Origin of the sequence: Mesorhizobium sp. M1066 (genome assembly GCF_040318635.1) — a bacterium.
GTDB lineage: Bacteria > Pseudomonadota > Alphaproteobacteria > Rhizobiales > Rhizobiaceae > Mesorhizobium.
The window spans coordinates 208,567-225,449 of sequence record NZ_JAMYMR010000007.1; the positions used below are offsets into that span (position 1 = coordinate 208,567).

Sequence of the window (16,883 nt, forward strand, 5' to 3'; positions counted from 1 at the left end):
TGTCTTTGCATTGCAAAATCCAACCCTTGTCAGGTGATTCGTATGAACCGTCCCCCGTTTGGTCAAAGCTTGTCTCGCAGAAATGTCCTGTCTTCGCTGGCCGCCATTCCGGCGGTGGCCCTGCTCGCCGCCTGCAGCGACTCTGGCGAGGAGGCGAAGGCTGCGGATGTGAAGCCTGCGGCCCCGGCCGCCCCCGCGACGCCGGCCACGCCGGCCGCCGCCACCGCGCCGGAAGCCCAGGGCACCGTGGACATGGCGGAACTGATGAAGCCGGGTGCGCTGCCCGACAAGCAGCTTGGCAAGGATGACGCCAAGGTCACCATCGTCGAATACGCCTCGATGACCTGCCCACACTGCGCGCATTTCGCCGAGACCACCTTTCCGGACCTGAAGACCAAGTACATCGACACCGGCAAGGTCCGCTACATCCTGCGCGAATTCCCGTTCGATCCGAGCGCCGAAGCCGGTTTTATGCTGGCGCGCTGCGCCAAGGATAACTATTACCCTATGGTCGACGTCCTGTTCAGGCAGCAGGCGAACTGGGTTGGCGTTCAGAATACCAAGGATGCGCTGCTGCAAATCTCGAAGCTCGCCGGTTTTACACAGGAGTCCTTCGAGGCCTGCTTGACGGACCAGAAACTTCTGGACGATGTGAGATCGGTCCAGAAGCGCGGCGCCAATGAATTCAAGGTCGACTCGACACCGACCTTCTTCATCAACGGTAAGACCTACAAAGGGGCGATGTCGATTGAGGAAATGTCGGCCATCATCGACCCTCTGCTCTGACATCCAGTCAGCCCTGAGGCGGCGGCGCTTCGGCGTGCGCGGCTTCCTGTCGTGCCGCGAATTCCTTTCGCAAAATCACGGAAATCCGCTTAGTGGGCGGGGCGAATGAAGTTTTCGCGCCTTCGCCTCCTCGGTTTCAAGTCCTTCGTCGAGCCCGGCGAGTTCGTCATCGAACGCGGCCTGACCGGCATTGTCGGGCCGAATGGCTGCGGCAAGTCGAACCTTGTCGAGGCGCTGCGCTGGGTGATGGGCGAAAGCTCCTACAAGAACATGCGCGCGTCCGGCATGGACGACGTCATCTTTTCCGGCTCGGGCACTCGGCCCGCACGCAACACCGCCGAAGTCACGCTTTTCCTCGACAACAGTGACCGCTCGGCGCCCGCTGCCTTCAACGATGCCGACGAACTGCAGGTGTCGCGCCGCATCGAGCGCGAGGCCGGCTCGCTTTACCGTATCAACGGCAAGGAGGCCCGTGCCAAGGACGTGCAGCTTCTGTTCGCAGACCAGTCAACCGGCGCGCGTTCGCCGTCGATGGTCGGTCAAGGCCGCATTGGCGAACTGATCCAGGCCAAGCCGCAGGCACGCCGCGCGTTGCTCGAAGAGGCGGCAGGCATTTCCGGCCTGCACACCCGCCGCCACGAGGCAGAACTGCGGCTGAAGGCGGCCGAGCAGAACCTCGAACGACTGGACGACGTCGTCGGCGAGCTGGAAAGCCAGATCGAAAGCCTGAAGCGCCAGGCGCGCCAGGCGTCCCGCTTCAAGAACCTGTCGGCCGATATCCGCAAGGCAGAAGCGACGCTTTTGCATTTGCGCTGGACACTGGCCAAGACCCAGGAAGGCGAGGCACGTTCGGCGCTGGCGGTTGCGACAGCACTGGTCGGCGACCGCGCCGCAGCCCAGATGGCCGCCGCCAGGGAGCAAGGCATCGGCGCTCATAGGCTGCCGGACCTGCGCGACGCGGAAGCCGCCGCCGCCGCTGCCTTCCAGCGCCTGTCGATCGCCAAGTCGCAGATCGAGGAGGAAGCCGGTCGCATCCGCGCCCGTCAGAGCGAACTCGAGCGCCGGCTGCAGCAGCTCGACGGCGATATCGCACGTGAAGAGCGCATGGTCCGCGACAATGCGGACATTCTCGAGCGCCTTCGCACCGAAGAGGCAGCACTCAATTCGGAAAATGCCGGCGCCGCCGAACGCGAAGCCACCACCCGTGCGGCGTTCGAACAGGCGGCGTCGACGCTTTCGCAAAGCGAAGCCAAGCTCGCCGCGCTGACCGCCGAACGGGCCGAGGCTTCCGCCTCGCGCAACCAGATCGAACGGACGCTGCGCGATACCGCCGAACGCCGCGACCGCTTCGCGCGCCAGCTTGCCGATGTCGACCGGGAATTGTCTGAGATATTCTCCAAGGTCGCTGGCCTGCCCGATCCGGCCGAGAAGCGGGTGCTGGTCGAACAGGCCATGGCGCTGCTGGAGGAGGCCGAGGCTGCCGTGTCCGAGGCCGAGCAGTCGGTCATCGATGCTCGCGCCACGGAAAGTTCTGCCCGGCCACCGCTTCAGGATGCCAGGGCCGAGCTGGCGCGGATCGAAACCGAAGCGCGCACGCTGGCAAAAATCCTGAATGCCGCCAGTGGGGATCTCTTCCCGGCCGTGCTGGAGCAGATCAGCGTCGATCGCGGTTTCGAAACGGCGCTGGGTGCGGCCCTTGGCGAAGATCTCGACGTGCCGCTCGACCGCAGCGCGCCGGTGCATTGGGGCGAAAGCGCGATCCAGCCCGGCGACGCGGCTCTGCCGGAAGGCGTCAAAAGCCTGGCCAGCGTGGTCCACGCGCCGGCACAGCTCGCCCGCCGCCTGGCGCAGATCGGGATCGTCGATTCCGCCGGCGACGGCCGCCGGTTGCAGTCGCTGCTTGCTCCCGGCCAGCGGCTGGTCAGCCGTGAAGGCGCGCTCTGGCGTTGGGATGGCTTTACCGCCAGCGCCGATGCGCCGACCGCCGCAGCACAAAGGCTGGCGCAGAAGAACCGGCTGGCTGAGCTCGATGCCGAGGCGATACAGGCGACGCTCGTCCTGCGCCAGGCTGAGGAGGCGCTGGGAGAGGCTGAACAGGCGCTCCGCCTGGCGAGCGAGGCCGAGCGCAACACGCGCCAGGCCGGTCGTGACGCCCAGCATCGGCTGGACGCTGCCCGCAATGCGCTGGCCGAGGCCGAGAGAGCCGGCGGCGAATTGCAGAGCCGGCGCGCAGCACTCGATGAAGCGCGCGCCCGCATCGTCGACAGCCATGAGGAGATTTCGGCCGCCTTCGCCGAGGCCGAAATGCTGCTGCAGGACGCGCCCGATCTTGGCGATCTGCAATTGCAGCTCGAACAGTCCTCGGCCAATGTCGCCCGCGACCGCGCCGCGCTTGCCGATGCGCGTGCCGTGCACGAGGGTCTGCGGCGCGAAGCCGAGGCGCGCGCGCGCCGGCTCGATGCCATTGGCGCCGAGCGCAGCAACTGGCTGGAGCGGGCCGAAAACGCCTCGACGCAGATCGCATCGCTCGGCGAACGCAAGGCCGAGGCCGAGGCCGAACGCGAGCGGCTGGCCGATGCTCCCGATGAAATCGACGCCAAGCGGCGTGCCTTGCTGTCGCAGCTCACCGAGGCCGAGAGCTTGCGCAAGGCGGCGGCCGACCGTCTGCAGGAAGCGGAGAACCGGCAATCCGAACTGGACAAGGCAGCCACCGGCGCCATCCAGTTCCTGGCCGAGGCGCGCGAGACCCGCGTTCGTGCCGAAGAGCGGCTGACCGCGGCCGACGAACGCCGGCTGGAGGTCGAGGCGCGCATCCAGGAGACGCTGAACACGCCGCCGCATCTGGTCATTCGCCACACCGGTCTGGAGGCTGACAGCCCGATGCCGGAAATGGCCGAGATCGAGCGTCAGCTCGATCGGCTGAAGATCGAGCGCGAACGGCTCGGCGCCGTCAACCTGCGCGCCGAGGAAGAGCAGAAGGAGCTGTCCGACCGGCTGGAAGCGATCGTGTCGGAGCGCGAGGACATCATCGAGGCGATCCGCAAGTTGCGGCAGGCGATCCAGAGCCTCAACCGCGAAGGTCGTGAGCGGTTGCTGGCCGCCTTCGAGGTCGTCAACGGCCATTTCCAGCGGCTGTTCTCGCATCTGTTCGGCGGCGGCACGGCGGAATTGCAGCTGATCGAATCCGACGATCCGCTCGAGGCTGGCCTCGAAATTCTTGCCCGCCCGCCCGGCAAGAAGCCGCAGACCATGACGCTGCTGTCCGGTGGCGAGCAGGCGTTGACGGCGATGTCGCTGATCTTCGCGGTGTTCTTGACCAATCCGGCGCCGATCTGCGTGCTCGACGAAGTCGACGCGCCGCTCGACGATCACAATGTCGAACGCTTCTGCAATCTCATGGACGAGATGGCGGCCACCACCGAGACGCGTTTCGTCATCATCACCCACAATCCCATCACCATGGCGCGCATGAACCGGCTGTTCGGCGTGACCATGGCCGAGCAGGGGGTCAGCCAGCTGGTGTCGGTCGACCTGCAGGCGGCCGAAGCGATGCGCGAGGCAAGCTGACCCAGGTCGCGCTACCTGCGAATGGGCGGCTCTGGAGCGATTTCAGGGAAAAGTGTGAACCCCGGCAAAAAAATCAGAGCGTCGGATTGTGTTTGTGCGAATGCTGTTTGGCCGAAGCCCAGACGAAATAGAGTGATCCCAATTTCAGCACAGGCACCCTGCGATCCCGCTCGCGATCACGCAGTTCGCGGTAGGTCTTCACCTTCAGTGTGCCTCCCGGCAATCTGATTCGAAAAGCCATGATGCATAGAGCTTACGTGCCTTCTCCAGTCGATGGAAGCGTCATTTCAAGCTCCTTGTCAGTATTCGAGCTCTTGGAGGGTCGATCAGGAATTGTACTCGGCCACCAGATGACGAAATATTTGCCAAACTGCCAGACCGGGACTTCGCCCTTGTGCTCCCGCCGCCGCAACTCATGGCGTTGCTTGACCTTCAACACACCGCCCGGAAGCCTGATCTTGATCGTCATCGTCCCTCAATGCTGATGGCGCGCTTCCTGGGTGCCGCGCCCGAAGATTCATCTGTCCGGCCAAGGTAGAAAAATCGCCCACTCTCGGATCGGATCGTTGCAATCCGATTTCGCCGAGTCAATGGAGCCGAGGGCGAACTCCTGTGGCTATCGGCGCCCGTGCACATAAGGCTTGAGAACAGGGTCAACCTCTGCGCCGCAAGATCCAGTTCACACAGATCACGGCCACGAGGCCACATGCGATGCCGGCGCAATCGGCAACCCAGTCGAACACATCCAGATCACGTCGTATCAGCGCCGTGCCCTGAAGGACCTCGATCGCCGCTCCAACCATGGCGAGGAAGACGATCAGCCTTGTCTTGCGATCGGGCCAGCCGAGCCCTCCAAGGAAAGTCATGACGGCAAAGGCGCTGACGTGGTTCAGCTTGTCGGACCGGAAACCGATATCGATCCCATACTCCTCGAGTCGGGGTATAGGCAGCAATGCAAGGGCAAGAACAGCGATAAGCGTGCCGAAAAAAGCGATCCGTTCGGCGGCTGGATAAAATCTCATTCTGTTCCAATCTGTGCCTGGCCGCCGCGAAGGTCGAATCCGGCTCGGTATTGGCGGTTCAGGCTGAAACTCAGATCGACGGCGTTGTCTTTCAAAGCCGCAATTTTTGCTTGAGCCTTTTCAGCCAGGTCTGTTCCGCCTCATCCTGGTTTTGATGCGCCGGGACGTAGCGCGGCCGTATCTTTTTTCCTTTGATGTAGAATGGCTTTTCGACTTCTCCAACCAGGTTGACGAAAAGCCGGGATTTGTTGGTGGGTTGGCGGACTGTGACGCCGTGGACCGATTCAATCGAATTGATGAACAATACAAGAATGTTCTTGTCGTATTTAACTGTTTCGACGCATTCCAAATGGGTGTCGTCGACATAGGCATCATTGAAGAGTGTCGCTTTGGCTTTCAGTGTGGCGTATTTGGACTTGAAACGACTAATTGTCAGGTCCCCGCCAACGGCATCATAATCTTCCGGCCTCATATAAAACAGGCCAGAAAATAGCTTGTCGCCATTGTCGATGTGGCTTGTCCGCACCGATCCGGCATCGGTTACCGGCGTGTTCCCGCTGAGCATCGCATCCATCAGTATGTCGCGCGTTGCATAGGTGTCACTAAACCTGATGCCCGCTTTCATATTCTTGAGGCGTTCATAATTGGGGTAATAATCAGGGTAAAGCTTGTGAATATCGTCGTAGAACAGTTCGGCGATCTCGGCGAAAAATGCTTGAGATACATGGTAGGCGATAAAATCGCGCCATATTTGCGGCACAGCTTCGTTCGACCGAATGCGGTGGGCCTCATAGTCCCATCTGGTGTTGTTGCGGCGCGTATCGATTTCGAGCGCTTCCGGAGCGGGAAACGTGTCGGCCAACTCCTGGTAGAGATCGAGGGGAAGGGCGTCGCGCAGGATGATGTGTGGAAACGGCTCCGATCGAACGTCGGCCCTGGTGGCACGTTGAAGGACTGAAAGCGGCTTTGACATCGATGGTGTCCCAGATCGAGTTTGCCTGAGTTGGATTCAGAGGATCGTGTTCAACCTGTTCGGGCTGCCGCCTTTCAACGGATCCTTGGTTGCGTTCAAAGATTGGAGCCCTGAAAAGGGCTCCGCATGGGCTTTCACCATTTCGCTCATTAGAATATCCGCGCCGGTCATCAGGGGGATCAAGGTTTCCGCGAATGTGTATGTTTTGATGCCGTAAAGCCACTTCAGGTAGAGAAGGGCAGCTGACGTGCCGGAGACGCACCCAACAATGTTCATCCGGGATACGACAAGCTCTATCGGATATATGTGTGGGAGGCTCGCCTCCATGATCCTGGTGCTGGCGTCGGCCGTCACATTGCCGACCGTATCCAGCAATTCGGGGAAGAAGGGCGTGCTTATTCTTGGATGTTCCTTCCAGACGACGTCGTATCCCCTCTCGACGATCTGCTCCGCAATTCGTCTATAGATCGCCGCCTCTTGCGCGTACGACATTATGCCGTTTCGCGACAATGCTTGGCCGAGCAGCAGGATCCGTGGGTTGGCTGACGCACGGCAATGTTTGCCGCCGGAAAGCGCATCCCTGCAGGCTTCATCTATTACGTCGCGCATCAGCGAAGCGCCGACCTGAAATCTTGGTACGTTCTCCAGAGCATCGTGAATGGGGATTTCGTGAAGCAAAGAATAAAACTTTGTCACCCGCCTCAGATGGTGTCTTTCTATCTTGTCGGCCGCTTTCCTCAGTCGGAACGCCGGTGAAATTGTAGAGAATCCTGCAATCAAGGCTCCGGTGATGCGCCGTCTAAACCTGGTGCCTGGCGGCCGTGACATGGTTGACATTTCGAATGGAAGGTATGACGTCAAGCCATCCTCATACAAAATGATCTTGGCTTCCGGGTATGAGTCCAGCAGTATTTTTTCCGATGGCCGGTTAACGAAGCAGGCCCAGATTTCAGCTGCGGTACTCGCGTCGAGACCAATTGTGTCTCGGATCAGACGATGGACCCGGAAAATTTGCAGTTGCCCATATTTACGCTCGGACGTCAGAAGGTCGTACGCCCATATGATCCGTCTCCAGGTCCATACTGCAGACGCAAGTTCAGCAAGACCGGTCTTGAAATGCTCGGAAACGCCGGCCGTTTCATAGAGCAGAAGGTAATCCTCATGCTCCTCATCCGCCGGGGAGCTTCCATCCATTGTTGATTGGCGAAGTGAGGCAACCAGGCTGAGCAATTGCCAGCTGCCAAAGACGCAGCATATTCGAGCTGGCAATTTAAAATCTCCAGATTGGATGGAAATAACGCTGCATGTTCCGCGATCTCAACGCAAAATTGCTTCATATCCGACAGGCGGTGTGGCTTGGGGGCGTCCCACCCGCTTCATAATACTGCCTATCGCGTCAGCAGGAAATATCTCGCAGATGTCGGTTCTAACGTTCGAGACAGGCTGGAGTTCCGCACAATAGGCAGGCGAATTCACTCCAACTGAGCGGCAGAGACCTGTTGAGATCCGGCATAACATCAGGCGGCGGCAAACCGCTGATGCGGGTCGTCTTGCTGCCTCGGCTCCCCGTCGGCACCAAGAGCGCAATTCTCCCGGTTTTCGGGAAGGTCGTTGCCCGGGAAAGCGGGTTTCACTTCCATCAGTCAAAAGTAAGCTCCAGCCATGAACCGGAGCTTGATGATGACAGAGGCGGAAACCAAAAAGTTTCACCCGCTTGATGTGCCAACCGGTCCGGTGCGGTGGCCCGGAATCCCGGCCGACCTGCCAAGGCATGGCGCGTGTGGCCGCACCTGCGCATCATGCCCGATGCGAAGCCCGCACTGCTCCTCGGATGCCCTTGATGCCGAGCTTCGGCGCAACTTTCCCGGTGAGCAGGCGAAGGGCGGCGCCGAAAATGCGCCACCCTGTCGGAGGGATTGCCCGCGATCAGGCGGCGAGCCAGGCCCGGGTGAAATCCTGCTCATAGGCCTGATGCATCTGGTAACCCATCAAGGCAGGTTTCATGTGGCAGAACAGCTTTCGCCAGTAGGGCTGAACGATGATGCCGGAATCCTGCAGCATGACCTGCAGTTCCTTCATCACCGCACGGCGCTGCTCCGGATCGGCGATGGCGTTGGCCTTGTGGACCTTGGCATCGAAGTCGGGATCGGCGAACCCTGTCTCGTTCCATGCCGAACCGGTCTGGTAGGCAAGCGCATAGGTCTGGATGCCGAGCGGTCGGGCGTTCCAATTGGTGGTCGCGAAGGGATACTTCGTCCAGTCGTTCCAGAATGCCGATTCCGGGATGACGGTGCGTTTCACCTTGAAGCCCGCGTCGCGCATCTGCTGGGCGACGGCATCGGAGCTTTCCTTGCGGTAATCGGCTTCGACCGAGATCAGATCAAACTCGAAATCGAGCTGGCCGGCTTCCTCGAGCAATGCCCTGGCCCGGACCGGATCACGTTTGATCGGCGGCAGGTCGGCGTGTTCGGGATGCATCGGTCCGACATGATCGTTCTGCGCGACGATACCCATGCCGTCGGCGCCCAGTTGCAGCACCGCTTCGTTGTCCACCGCAAGCTGTATGGCGTTGCGCACGCGCTTGTCGTCATAGGGTTTGGCGTTGACGTTGCAGCGCGAGACCAGGGTGGCGGCAGTGACGATCTCGCTTTTCTTCAGGCCCAGCCTGTCAAGCATGGCGACGTCATAGGACTGCGTCTGCCCATTCAGGTCGATCTCACCGGATTCGAAGGCGGAGACGGTGGCGGCCGAGTCGGTGCCGTAGTCGGTCCAGTCGATGCCGTCCAGGAACACCTCGCCGCCCCACCACGACCCGTCCGGCCGCTTGCGCACCGAGGCAGCAACGCCGACATCGAGTTTTTTAAGTTCGAACGCGCCCGTGGAAACGGGGTTGGCCGACAGTGGCGCAGCCTTCGGATTGAAGGTGTGGTGGACGATCAATGCCGGGTAGTCGGTCATCGCGGGGATGATGGTGATGTCGGGCTGAGACAGTTTCAGGACCACGGTGTGGCCGTCGCGAACCTCGATAGCACCAGTGCGCGCCACCTTGGTGTCGGGATCGATCAGCGCGGTCATGCGCCCGGCCATCGAGTTGCCGGCGGCATCCTTCTCGCACCAGCGCGTGATGTTTAAGGCGACATCCGTGGCGGTGAAATTGTCGCCGTTCGACCATTTCACCCCCGGGCGCACCTTGAGCACATATTCCGTGGCGTCCGCATTGATCTCCCAGCTCTGCAGCAGCACCGGCTCGAAGGTGAAATCCGGCTTCCAGCGCACCAGCGGTTCGAGAAACTGCATGGCGATGTTGCCCATCTGCGAAACCTTGAACTTGCGCGGGTCTTCCAACTCCATCACCTGCATGGCAACACGCAGCACGCCGCCCTTCCTGGGTTGGGCGGCTTCCTCGGCCCGCGCCGGGACCGGCTGACCGATGAGCCCATAGGCAATCGCCGTGCTGGCGCCGAAGGCGCTGGCCAGCGCCAGGAACTCGCGGCGGCCAAGCGCGCCGCTCTTCGCGCCTTTCGCAAATGTGCCGATCGCCGGATGTAGAGGTCTGGATGTCATATCGGTTCTCCCATTGTTGATTTTACGCCCAAATTCGGTGGAATGCCCTTGCCGCGTCGTTGCTGGGCGCTGTTTTCTACAGGACGCAGCCGATGGCGGCGGGGCCGCGACGGCGAGGGGAAGGCAAGATGAATCTTCTGACGGCGATGCGGGTGTTCGATCGGGTCTGCCTGCTGGGCAGCCTGTCGGCGGCGGCGCGCGATCTCAACATGTCGACGACGGCGGTCAGCCGCACCATCAAGGAACTGGAAGACGACCTCGGCGTCCGGCTCATCAATCGCACCACAAGGCGTCTTAGCCTCACCGAGGCGGGCCGCGACTATGCTCCGCGTGCGCGCAGCCTGCTCGACGACATTTCCGAACTGCAGGATTCGACGCGCGGCCTGCACAAGGAGACGCGCGGCCTGATCCGGGTTTCCTGCTCCAATGTTCTGGGCCACACGCGCATAACCAAGCTGGTGCCGAAATTCCTCGAAGAAAACCCGCTCACCACGATCGAGTTCGACCTCACCGCGCGTTATGTCGTCGGCATTGTCGAGGAAGGCTACGATGTCGCCATCCGCTTCGGCGGTCAGGCGGATTCCGCCCTGATTGCCCGCCGGCTTGGTGAAGTCCGCAACTATGTCTGCGCCACGCCCGATTATTGGGATGCAAACGGCCGTCCGGTCCACCCGGATGAGCTGGCAAGCCATTCCTGCGTGCTGAGCAATTTCGCCAAGCGCCTTGGCACGTGGCCATTCATCGGACCCGACGGCCCTTTCGATGCGGCTGTCGGCGGGCGCATCTCGACCAACAGCGTCGAGGCCGCCTACCAGATGACCACCGCCGGTTTCGGCATCGGCAACCTGCCCAGCCTGCTGGTCGACGCTGCGATCAGGGACGGCCGGCTGGAAGTGCAACTGGATGAGTTTCGCCCCGGCTCCAGCCCGATCTACGCACTCTATCCGCACCGCACCTATATTGCGGCCAAGGTGCGCGCGTTCGTCGATTTCCTGATCCGCGAACTGTCGGCCGACTTCACCGCCTGAAATGCTGCCCGATTGCCCATGGCCAACGCCGTCAGGGGCCTGGCGCGAACGCCAGGCCCCCTCTGCCCCCGTCGCCGACGCGGCAGCGTCATTTCCACCAGGCGGTGGTGTCGTACATCGGTCCCGGCTCCTCGAAGAGCTTTTCGTATTTGCACAGTGCCGGCGTCTTGCCGAGCGGCACCGAAACACCGTCCCTGAACGCCCATTCGCCACGTTGCGTCGTATCGGCCCGCATATAGCTGGACAGCGCAAAGGCCCGGTCGTGCTGCGATTTGTTGGGCGAGGAGCCGTGCACGGTAAGCAGCCCCCATAAAGCAAGGTCGCCCGGCTCCAGCACCAGCGGAACGATGGTCGCCGGGTCGATGCCGACCTTGCGCAACTCTTCTTCGGCGGTCAGGCCCTTCATCAGTTCGCCGGTTCCCTCGTCCGACAGGCCGAGATAGCCGAGCTTGTGGCTGCCGGGCACGACCTGAAGGCAGCCATTGTCCAGCGTCGCCCCATCGACCGCGAGGCCTGTTGTCACGGTGGCGTCGGCGACATTGTCGAAGGCGGCCTGGTTACGGAAGCGCAGATCCTGGTGGAAGCGATAACCCGTGACATTGGCGCCGGGCGGCTTCCAGTGCAGCTGTTGGGCGATCTGCCTTATGTCACGGCCGATCAGGCCCTCGAGCAGCTTCAGATAGTCGGGATTGCGGCGGAATTCTTCGAAATAGGAATTGATCCAGGAAAACCAGTAAGCCTGCAGCACATAGCGCTGGCCAAAGTCCGATTCAGGCAGGATCTGGAAATTCAGGTTGCCGTGCCGGAAGGTGGCGTGATGCTTGAGGCCTTCGGCATAGACCGCATCGGTTTCCTTCTTCAGCCGGATCATCTCGTCGCCGTCGACGAATTGTCGAACGACCGCGTATCCTTCCTCGCGGTACTGCTCCACCGCCTCGCGTGCCTGCCTGTCCGTCAGCATGTCCGTGACAACCCCTGTCTGTGATCCGTGTCGATCGTAACGAAGGGGTCGCCGGCGATAAGCCATGGATTTTGGCATCGACTTTCCCGATTATCGGGAAATTGAGCGGGGCGTCAAAGGTGCATTGGTCGCAATCGGCTGGTCAGATACGTGCTGCGCCGGCAGGCCCTAAAAATAGGTCCGCGGCGCGACAAGGTTCTTCTGCTGGCGAACATAAAAACAGTAGAAGCCGAATGCCCCGGCAAACCACATGAAGGCCTCACCCATGGCCAGCCGGTTGTTGGAATTGGTAAGGATGCTTAGGGCGAAGAAGACCAGTGTGGAGATGTAGCAGGACCATGCGGCCGGAGCGACAAGCTTGGCTCGCATGGCCAGTAGAACCTGCCTGGCCGACCAGGTGTAGAGAAAGGCAAAGAACGCCAGTCCGACCACACCATAGCGCACGGCAATCTCCAGATAACCATTGTGGAAGACGTTGAAGATCATGGGATGATAGGTTCTGTTCTGCCATTCGGTCAGCCAGCTGGAACTGGCTCCGAAGATCGGGTGGCGCTTCCAGATATTGATGGCATCCGCCCACAGCATCAGCCTCTCCTTGGCTGCAAGCGGAACCGCGTCGCTCGCAATGGCGCGGTCGAAGGCGGGGAGGACCCCATGCCTGAACACATCCGGAACCAAGGTTTTGATGAATGCCATGGTATCGTCGGCGGTGGACGAGAAGATGTTGTGTGCTGCGACAATGCCGGCCGCCACGATCACCAGCACGCCACCCGAAACCAACAGTTCGCGACGATGGCCTCTCGCCAGGGTCATGACCGCCAACAAGAGCAGAGCGAGCGCAAGCGCAAGCCACACTCCCTTTGACCGCATCTCGATGATATTGACGAGGGCAAGCAGCAGGACGGCTGTCGACAGGACCCAATGCAGGTTCTTGGTTGCTTTCCCGAGGTCCGTTCTCTGGGCCGAGTAGGCCATGAATTGCAGCGTGCAGAGGAAGATGAAACCGGCCGCTACCGACGCGTGGATGGGATTGTTGAAAAGCCACGGGGCCGGTTGGATGCCTTGAAACATGTCCGAATAGAAGGTGTCCGCCGCCAGGAAGACGAGACTGAGGATCATGAACCAGAGCACGAGCCGTGCGGGTTGCCTGACAAACAGCAGAAACGCGAAGCCGGTCGTCGCGTAGAACAGCGGAAACATGTAAATGCCTTCGGCGCCACCCAACTGGTGGGTGCCGAAATAGACGATCGCCAGTCGGATGAAGACATAGAGCGACCAGACCAGACACAGAAAGCCGACCCAACCGATCAGCGGTTTGCTGTAGGTCCACAAATCCACCCTGAACCAGCGGATGACCGCGACCAGGGCCAGCGCCAGGCCCGCATAGCGGTAGGTGTCGGCCTCGCGCCACACCGCGGAGACCAAAGCGAGAATGGCGAGTGCCGCAAGCAACAGAAGCAAGGTGTGGCGCGGCGCGTTGTCCTTGGCATCATCCAGGGCATCTCGCGGCAGAGGGGGCGGCAGCAGGACGTGATGCAGGCGGCGCAGCTCGTCGCTGGCCCGCAACACCCCGGCACGTAGCCGGCTCGGCCCGCCCAGCCTTGCGGATTTGTAGCTTCCCGAGGGGCCGGCTATGCCCGAGATTCCACTGCTGGCGGCGAAGCCAAGCACGTTTTGGCGGACCGAATAGACTTTCAGGCCGGTAGCCCAAAAGCGCTCGAGTGCAACGTCCCATGGCATTTTCATAACGGCGAGCGCCGACAACAGACCCTGCGCGCCCTGCCGCGTCACCAGATAGGCGGCGGCCGAGCCTTGCGGGCCATGCAGCGCACGACCGATCTCGTCGCCTTCCACTGTCTCGACCGCGCGCATGAAGAAGCTCATGCGATGGTTGGTCAGCTTGATGACATCGAAATCCGGCACCGCCGCGATGATGGCCTCGATGCGCCGCATGGTGTTTTCGCTGAAGAGGACGTCGTCCTCGACGATCAGGCCATGGGCGCTGCCACCGGCCAGGAACGTTTCCAGCGCCTGGATATGGCTGCGGTAACAGGCATATTCGCCCGAAAGGATGTCGCGCCCGCTCAGCTTGCGCGCGGCTGGCAGATCGATCTCCGTCCAGTCTTTTTCAGCAAGCGCCCGACCGTCGACGGCGGCAATGCGCTGCAAGGTCAGTCCTGCCGCTTCGGCGCTGGCGAGCAATTCGCTCCAGCGCTGGGTCTCGCGATCGAGGTTGATGGCGAAGATAGGAAGGTTCATTGAAGTTCCATGTTGAGCCGCCACCCACCTGGCCGACCTATGTATGGAAAGAGGAAGATGTTCAAGGCGACACTGTCCAGATCATGTGCAAATGCTGACCCGAATTTGCCGCATGGCGTTGGCTCATCTGATTTTATGACGCAGTCGAATATTAGCTGATCGGCTTCATGGAAGGTACTCTCGGGTCCCATGTGCCCCAAAGGGAATAGAACGGCATGGCCGGGCAGGTTCTTTAGACCTCGGATAGGTTTTGTCGGTATTTATCGGAAAAAAGGAGCCGAAGTCATGACCGACATCTGGCACTCACTCCTCGCCAACCTTGCCCTGGTCTCCATCCTCGTGGTCGCCTGGGACCTTGTGGCGGACTTCACCGGGCGTCTCTCGCGGCGGATGCAGTCGCTGCTTCTCGGCATGGTCATGTGCGTGGGCGCGATCATTTCCATGGCGACTGCCCTGTCCGTCTCCGGCTTCGTCGTCGATCTGCGCGCCGCCTTCATTGCTGCTGCCGCGTTCTTTGGCGGATGGCCGGCAATGCTCATCGCCACGGTCGGCTCCATTGTTTATCGCGTCCATCTCGGCGGGCAGGGTGCGGGTGCTGGTGTCATGGGTATCCTCATTACCGCAATCGTAGGCATTGCGTGGCACCACATCGTCGCGGCCCGATCGCGCACCATGTACGACATATTCGGTCTGGGCGTAACGGTCGCTCTCGCCGGGCTGATCACGCTCCTGGTCATCCCGGCGCAAGCCGTCACGGGCCTTGTGCAGCAGAGCACGTTCCCCTCCCTCGTGTTCCGCTTTCTCAGCACAATCATCATCGGCGTCCTGCTCGACCGGCAGCAGCGCCGGCGGGAGCTCTTGATGTCCAACATGACCTACCGGGCCATGGTTCGCGAACTGCCGGATTGCCTGAACATAAAAGATGTCGACGGCCGCTTCATCGCCGCCAACCCCGCCACCGCCGAAATGGTTCGCGCCGCTTCGGTCGACGATCTGATCGGCAAGACGGATTTCGATTTCTACCCCAGGGAGGTGGCCGAACGCTTCCGGCAGGATGAGATGGGCGCGCTGGAGGCCGGGCAGACGTTGCGGATCGACCAGCCCGCGCTTTTCCCCGATGGGCGGCAAGGTTGGCTCTACACGCTCAAGGCCCCTTTTCGCGACGAGGCCGGCAAGATCGTCGGCGTCATCACCTACAATCGCGACATCACCGAGCAGAAGCGCACCGCCCAGCTCAAGAACGATTTCATTTCCACGGTCAGCCACGAATTGCGGACCCCGCTGACCTCCATCCGCGGCTCGCTTGGCCTGATCGCGGCCGGTGTGGCCGGCGAACTGCCGCCCAAGGCCGCCAATCTCGTCAACATCGCGCACACCAACAGCGAAAGGCTGGTTCTTCTCATCAACGACATTCTGGATATGGAGAAGATCGAATCGGGCGTGATCACCTTCAAGATCAAGCAGATGCCTGTCCGTCAGGTCCTGGAGCAGGCCATTGCCGCCAGCTCCAACTACATGGCTGACAGCCGGATCAGGATCGTTCTGATCGACGATGCCCCGCGCGCCGAGGCCAACATCGATCCGGATCGCCTGCATCAGGTGATGGCGAACCTCCTGTCGAATGCGATCAAGTTCTCGCATGCCGACGGTACTGTCACAGTGAAATTCCAGCGTCATGACCACGACATGCTGCGGATTTCCGTGATGGACCAGGGCGCTGGCATCCCGGAGGCTTTCCGCAGCCGTATATTCGGAAAATTCGAGCAGGCCGACGCCTCCAGCACCCGTAAGATAGGCGGCACCGGCCTGGGCTTGAGCATCGTCAAGGCCATTACCGAAAAACTGGGCGGAGCCGTTTCCTTCGAAACCGAGGAAGGCAAGGGAACCTCGTTCCACGTGGACCTTGCAGAAGTACGCAGGCACCACCCAAGGCCGTATCCGGCACCGCACCTGACACGGAAGCCCGATGGCCGCCTACGGGTTCTGATCTGTGAAGACGAGACCGACGTCGCCGCAGTGATTGCGGCACTCTTGGATGCGGAAGGCTTTTCCAGCGACGTCGCACCCGATATCGCCACCGCAAAGGCGCTTCTGCGGTCCCGCGAATACGTGGCCTTGACCCTCGATATCAAGCTGGCGGGGGAATCCGGCATCAAACTCTTCCATGACATTAGGGCATCGCCGGTGAATTCCGACATTTCGGTCATCGTCATCTCCGCCGTTGCCGATGAGGCCAGGCGTTCGCTCAACGGCAGCGCCGTCGGTATCGTCGACTGGCTGGAGAAGCCGGTGGATTCAAAGCGGCTTCACGCCGCCCTTGCCAAGATCCTTGCTGGCAGGACCGAGCAGAGGCCGAAGATTCTCCATGTCGAGGACGATGAGGGCGTGCTTGCGGTGATGTCGGAGGGGTTGGGTTCGGGTGTCTCGATTACTTCGGCGAAGACGCTCAAGGACGCCCGGGAGGCGATCGCGCGGCATCTCTTCGACCTGGTTATCCTGGATATTGCACTCCCCGACGGCTCGGGGTTGGACCTGCTGGCCGATCTGCCGCTCGAGACCGGGGTCATAGTGTTTTCGGCGGCGGAGCTCGACCAGAAACTAGGTGATCGCGTGCAGGCCATCATGACCAAGACCAGGGCGTCGGAAATCGATGTGGCAAAGCTGGTCAGGAGCATGTTGGTTTCGCCCCGCACTCAACCTGCCGCGCACGCCAAGGAGTGACG

At 61.2% G+C, this 16,883-nt stretch carries 12 protein-coding genes; 4 read left to right on the forward strand and 8 right to left on the reverse strand.

Going from position 1 to position 16,883, the window contains the following annotated elements:
- Nucleotides 1-42 precede the first annotated feature (42 nt).
- Together NKH52_RS13335 and smc are read left to right on the forward strand one after the other, a co-directional pair.
- On the forward strand, nucleotides 43-786 hold the full coding sequence (locus NKH52_RS13335) for a DsbA family protein (RefSeq protein ID WP_352735950.1): 744 nt from the start codon (nucleotides 43-45) through the stop codon (nucleotides 784-786).
- A gap of 105 nt (nucleotides 787-891) precedes the next feature.
- Entirely contained in the window at nucleotides 892-4,353 is a 3,462-nt protein-coding gene (smc, locus tag NKH52_RS13340; protein WP_352735949.1) for a chromosome segregation protein SMC, read from the forward strand.
- 73 nt (nucleotides 4,354-4,426) lie between these two features.
- Here the strand turns inward: smc and NKH52_RS13345 are convergent, their stop codons facing one another.
- From NKH52_RS13345 to NKH52_RS13370, 6 genes are all read right to left on the reverse strand, one after another.
- Entirely contained in the window at nucleotides 4,427-4,555 is a 129-nt protein-coding gene (locus tag NKH52_RS13345) for a hypothetical protein (RefSeq protein ID WP_352442773.1), read from the reverse strand.
- A 51-nt stretch (nucleotides 4,556-4,606) separates the two neighbouring features.
- Nucleotides 4,607-4,822 carry a hypothetical protein gene (locus NKH52_RS13350; protein WP_352613229.1) on the reverse strand — a complete coding sequence of 72 codons (216 nt, stop codon included), beginning with the start codon at nucleotides 4,820-4,822 and terminating at the stop codon, nucleotides 4,607-4,609.
- Nucleotides 4,823-5,006: 184 nt separating this feature from the next.
- Nucleotides 5,007-5,375, reverse strand: coding sequence for a VanZ family protein (locus tag NKH52_RS13355; RefSeq protein WP_352613231.1), 369 nt, complete (start codon nucleotides 5,373-5,375; stop codon nucleotides 5,007-5,009).
- A 91-nt stretch (nucleotides 5,376-5,466) separates the two neighbouring features.
- A complete protein-coding gene (locus tag NKH52_RS13360; protein ID WP_352613233.1) occupies nucleotides 5,467-6,348 on the reverse strand; it encodes a hypothetical protein in 882 nt (293 codons plus the stop codon).
- A gap of 36 nt (nucleotides 6,349-6,384) precedes the next feature.
- Complete coding sequence (locus tag NKH52_RS13365) at nucleotides 6,385-7,617, reverse strand: polysialyltransferase family glycosyltransferase (protein ID WP_352735947.1); 1,233 nt, start codon at nucleotides 7,615-7,617, stop codon at nucleotides 6,385-6,387.
- Nucleotides 7,618-8,274: 657 nt separating this feature from the next.
- On the reverse strand, nucleotides 8,275-9,912 hold the full coding sequence (locus tag NKH52_RS13370; protein WP_352735946.1) for an ABC transporter substrate-binding protein: 1,638 nt from the start codon (nucleotides 9,910-9,912) through the stop codon (nucleotides 8,275-8,277).
- 128 nt (nucleotides 9,913-10,040) lie between these two features.
- On the opposite strand from NKH52_RS13370, the gene NKH52_RS13375 reads away from it, so the two are divergent.
- Nucleotides 10,041-10,940: a LysR family transcriptional regulator gene (locus NKH52_RS13375; protein WP_127290810.1), complete on the forward strand. Its 900-nt coding sequence runs from the start codon at nucleotides 10,041-10,043 to the stop codon at nucleotides 10,938-10,940.
- A gap of 88 nt (nucleotides 10,941-11,028) precedes the next feature.
- On the opposite strand, the gene NKH52_RS13380 is transcribed toward NKH52_RS13375, so the two are convergent.
- Nucleotides 11,029-11,901: a phytanoyl-CoA dioxygenase family protein gene (locus NKH52_RS13380; RefSeq protein WP_352735945.1), complete on the reverse strand. Its 873-nt coding sequence runs from the start codon at nucleotides 11,899-11,901 to the stop codon at nucleotides 11,029-11,031.
- A gap of 168 nt (nucleotides 11,902-12,069) precedes the next feature.
- On the reverse strand, nucleotides 12,070-14,160 hold the full coding sequence (locus NKH52_RS13385; RefSeq protein WP_352735944.1) for an O-antigen ligase family protein: 2,091 nt from the start codon (nucleotides 14,158-14,160) through the stop codon (nucleotides 12,070-12,072).
- Between the two features lie 285 nt (nucleotides 14,161-14,445).
- On the opposite strand from NKH52_RS13385, the gene NKH52_RS13390 reads away from it, so the two are divergent.
- Complete coding sequence (locus tag NKH52_RS13390) at nucleotides 14,446-16,881, forward strand: hybrid sensor histidine kinase/response regulator (protein WP_352735943.1); 2,436 nt, start codon at nucleotides 14,446-14,448, stop codon at nucleotides 16,879-16,881.
- Nucleotides 16,882-16,883: the final 2 nt, after the last annotated feature.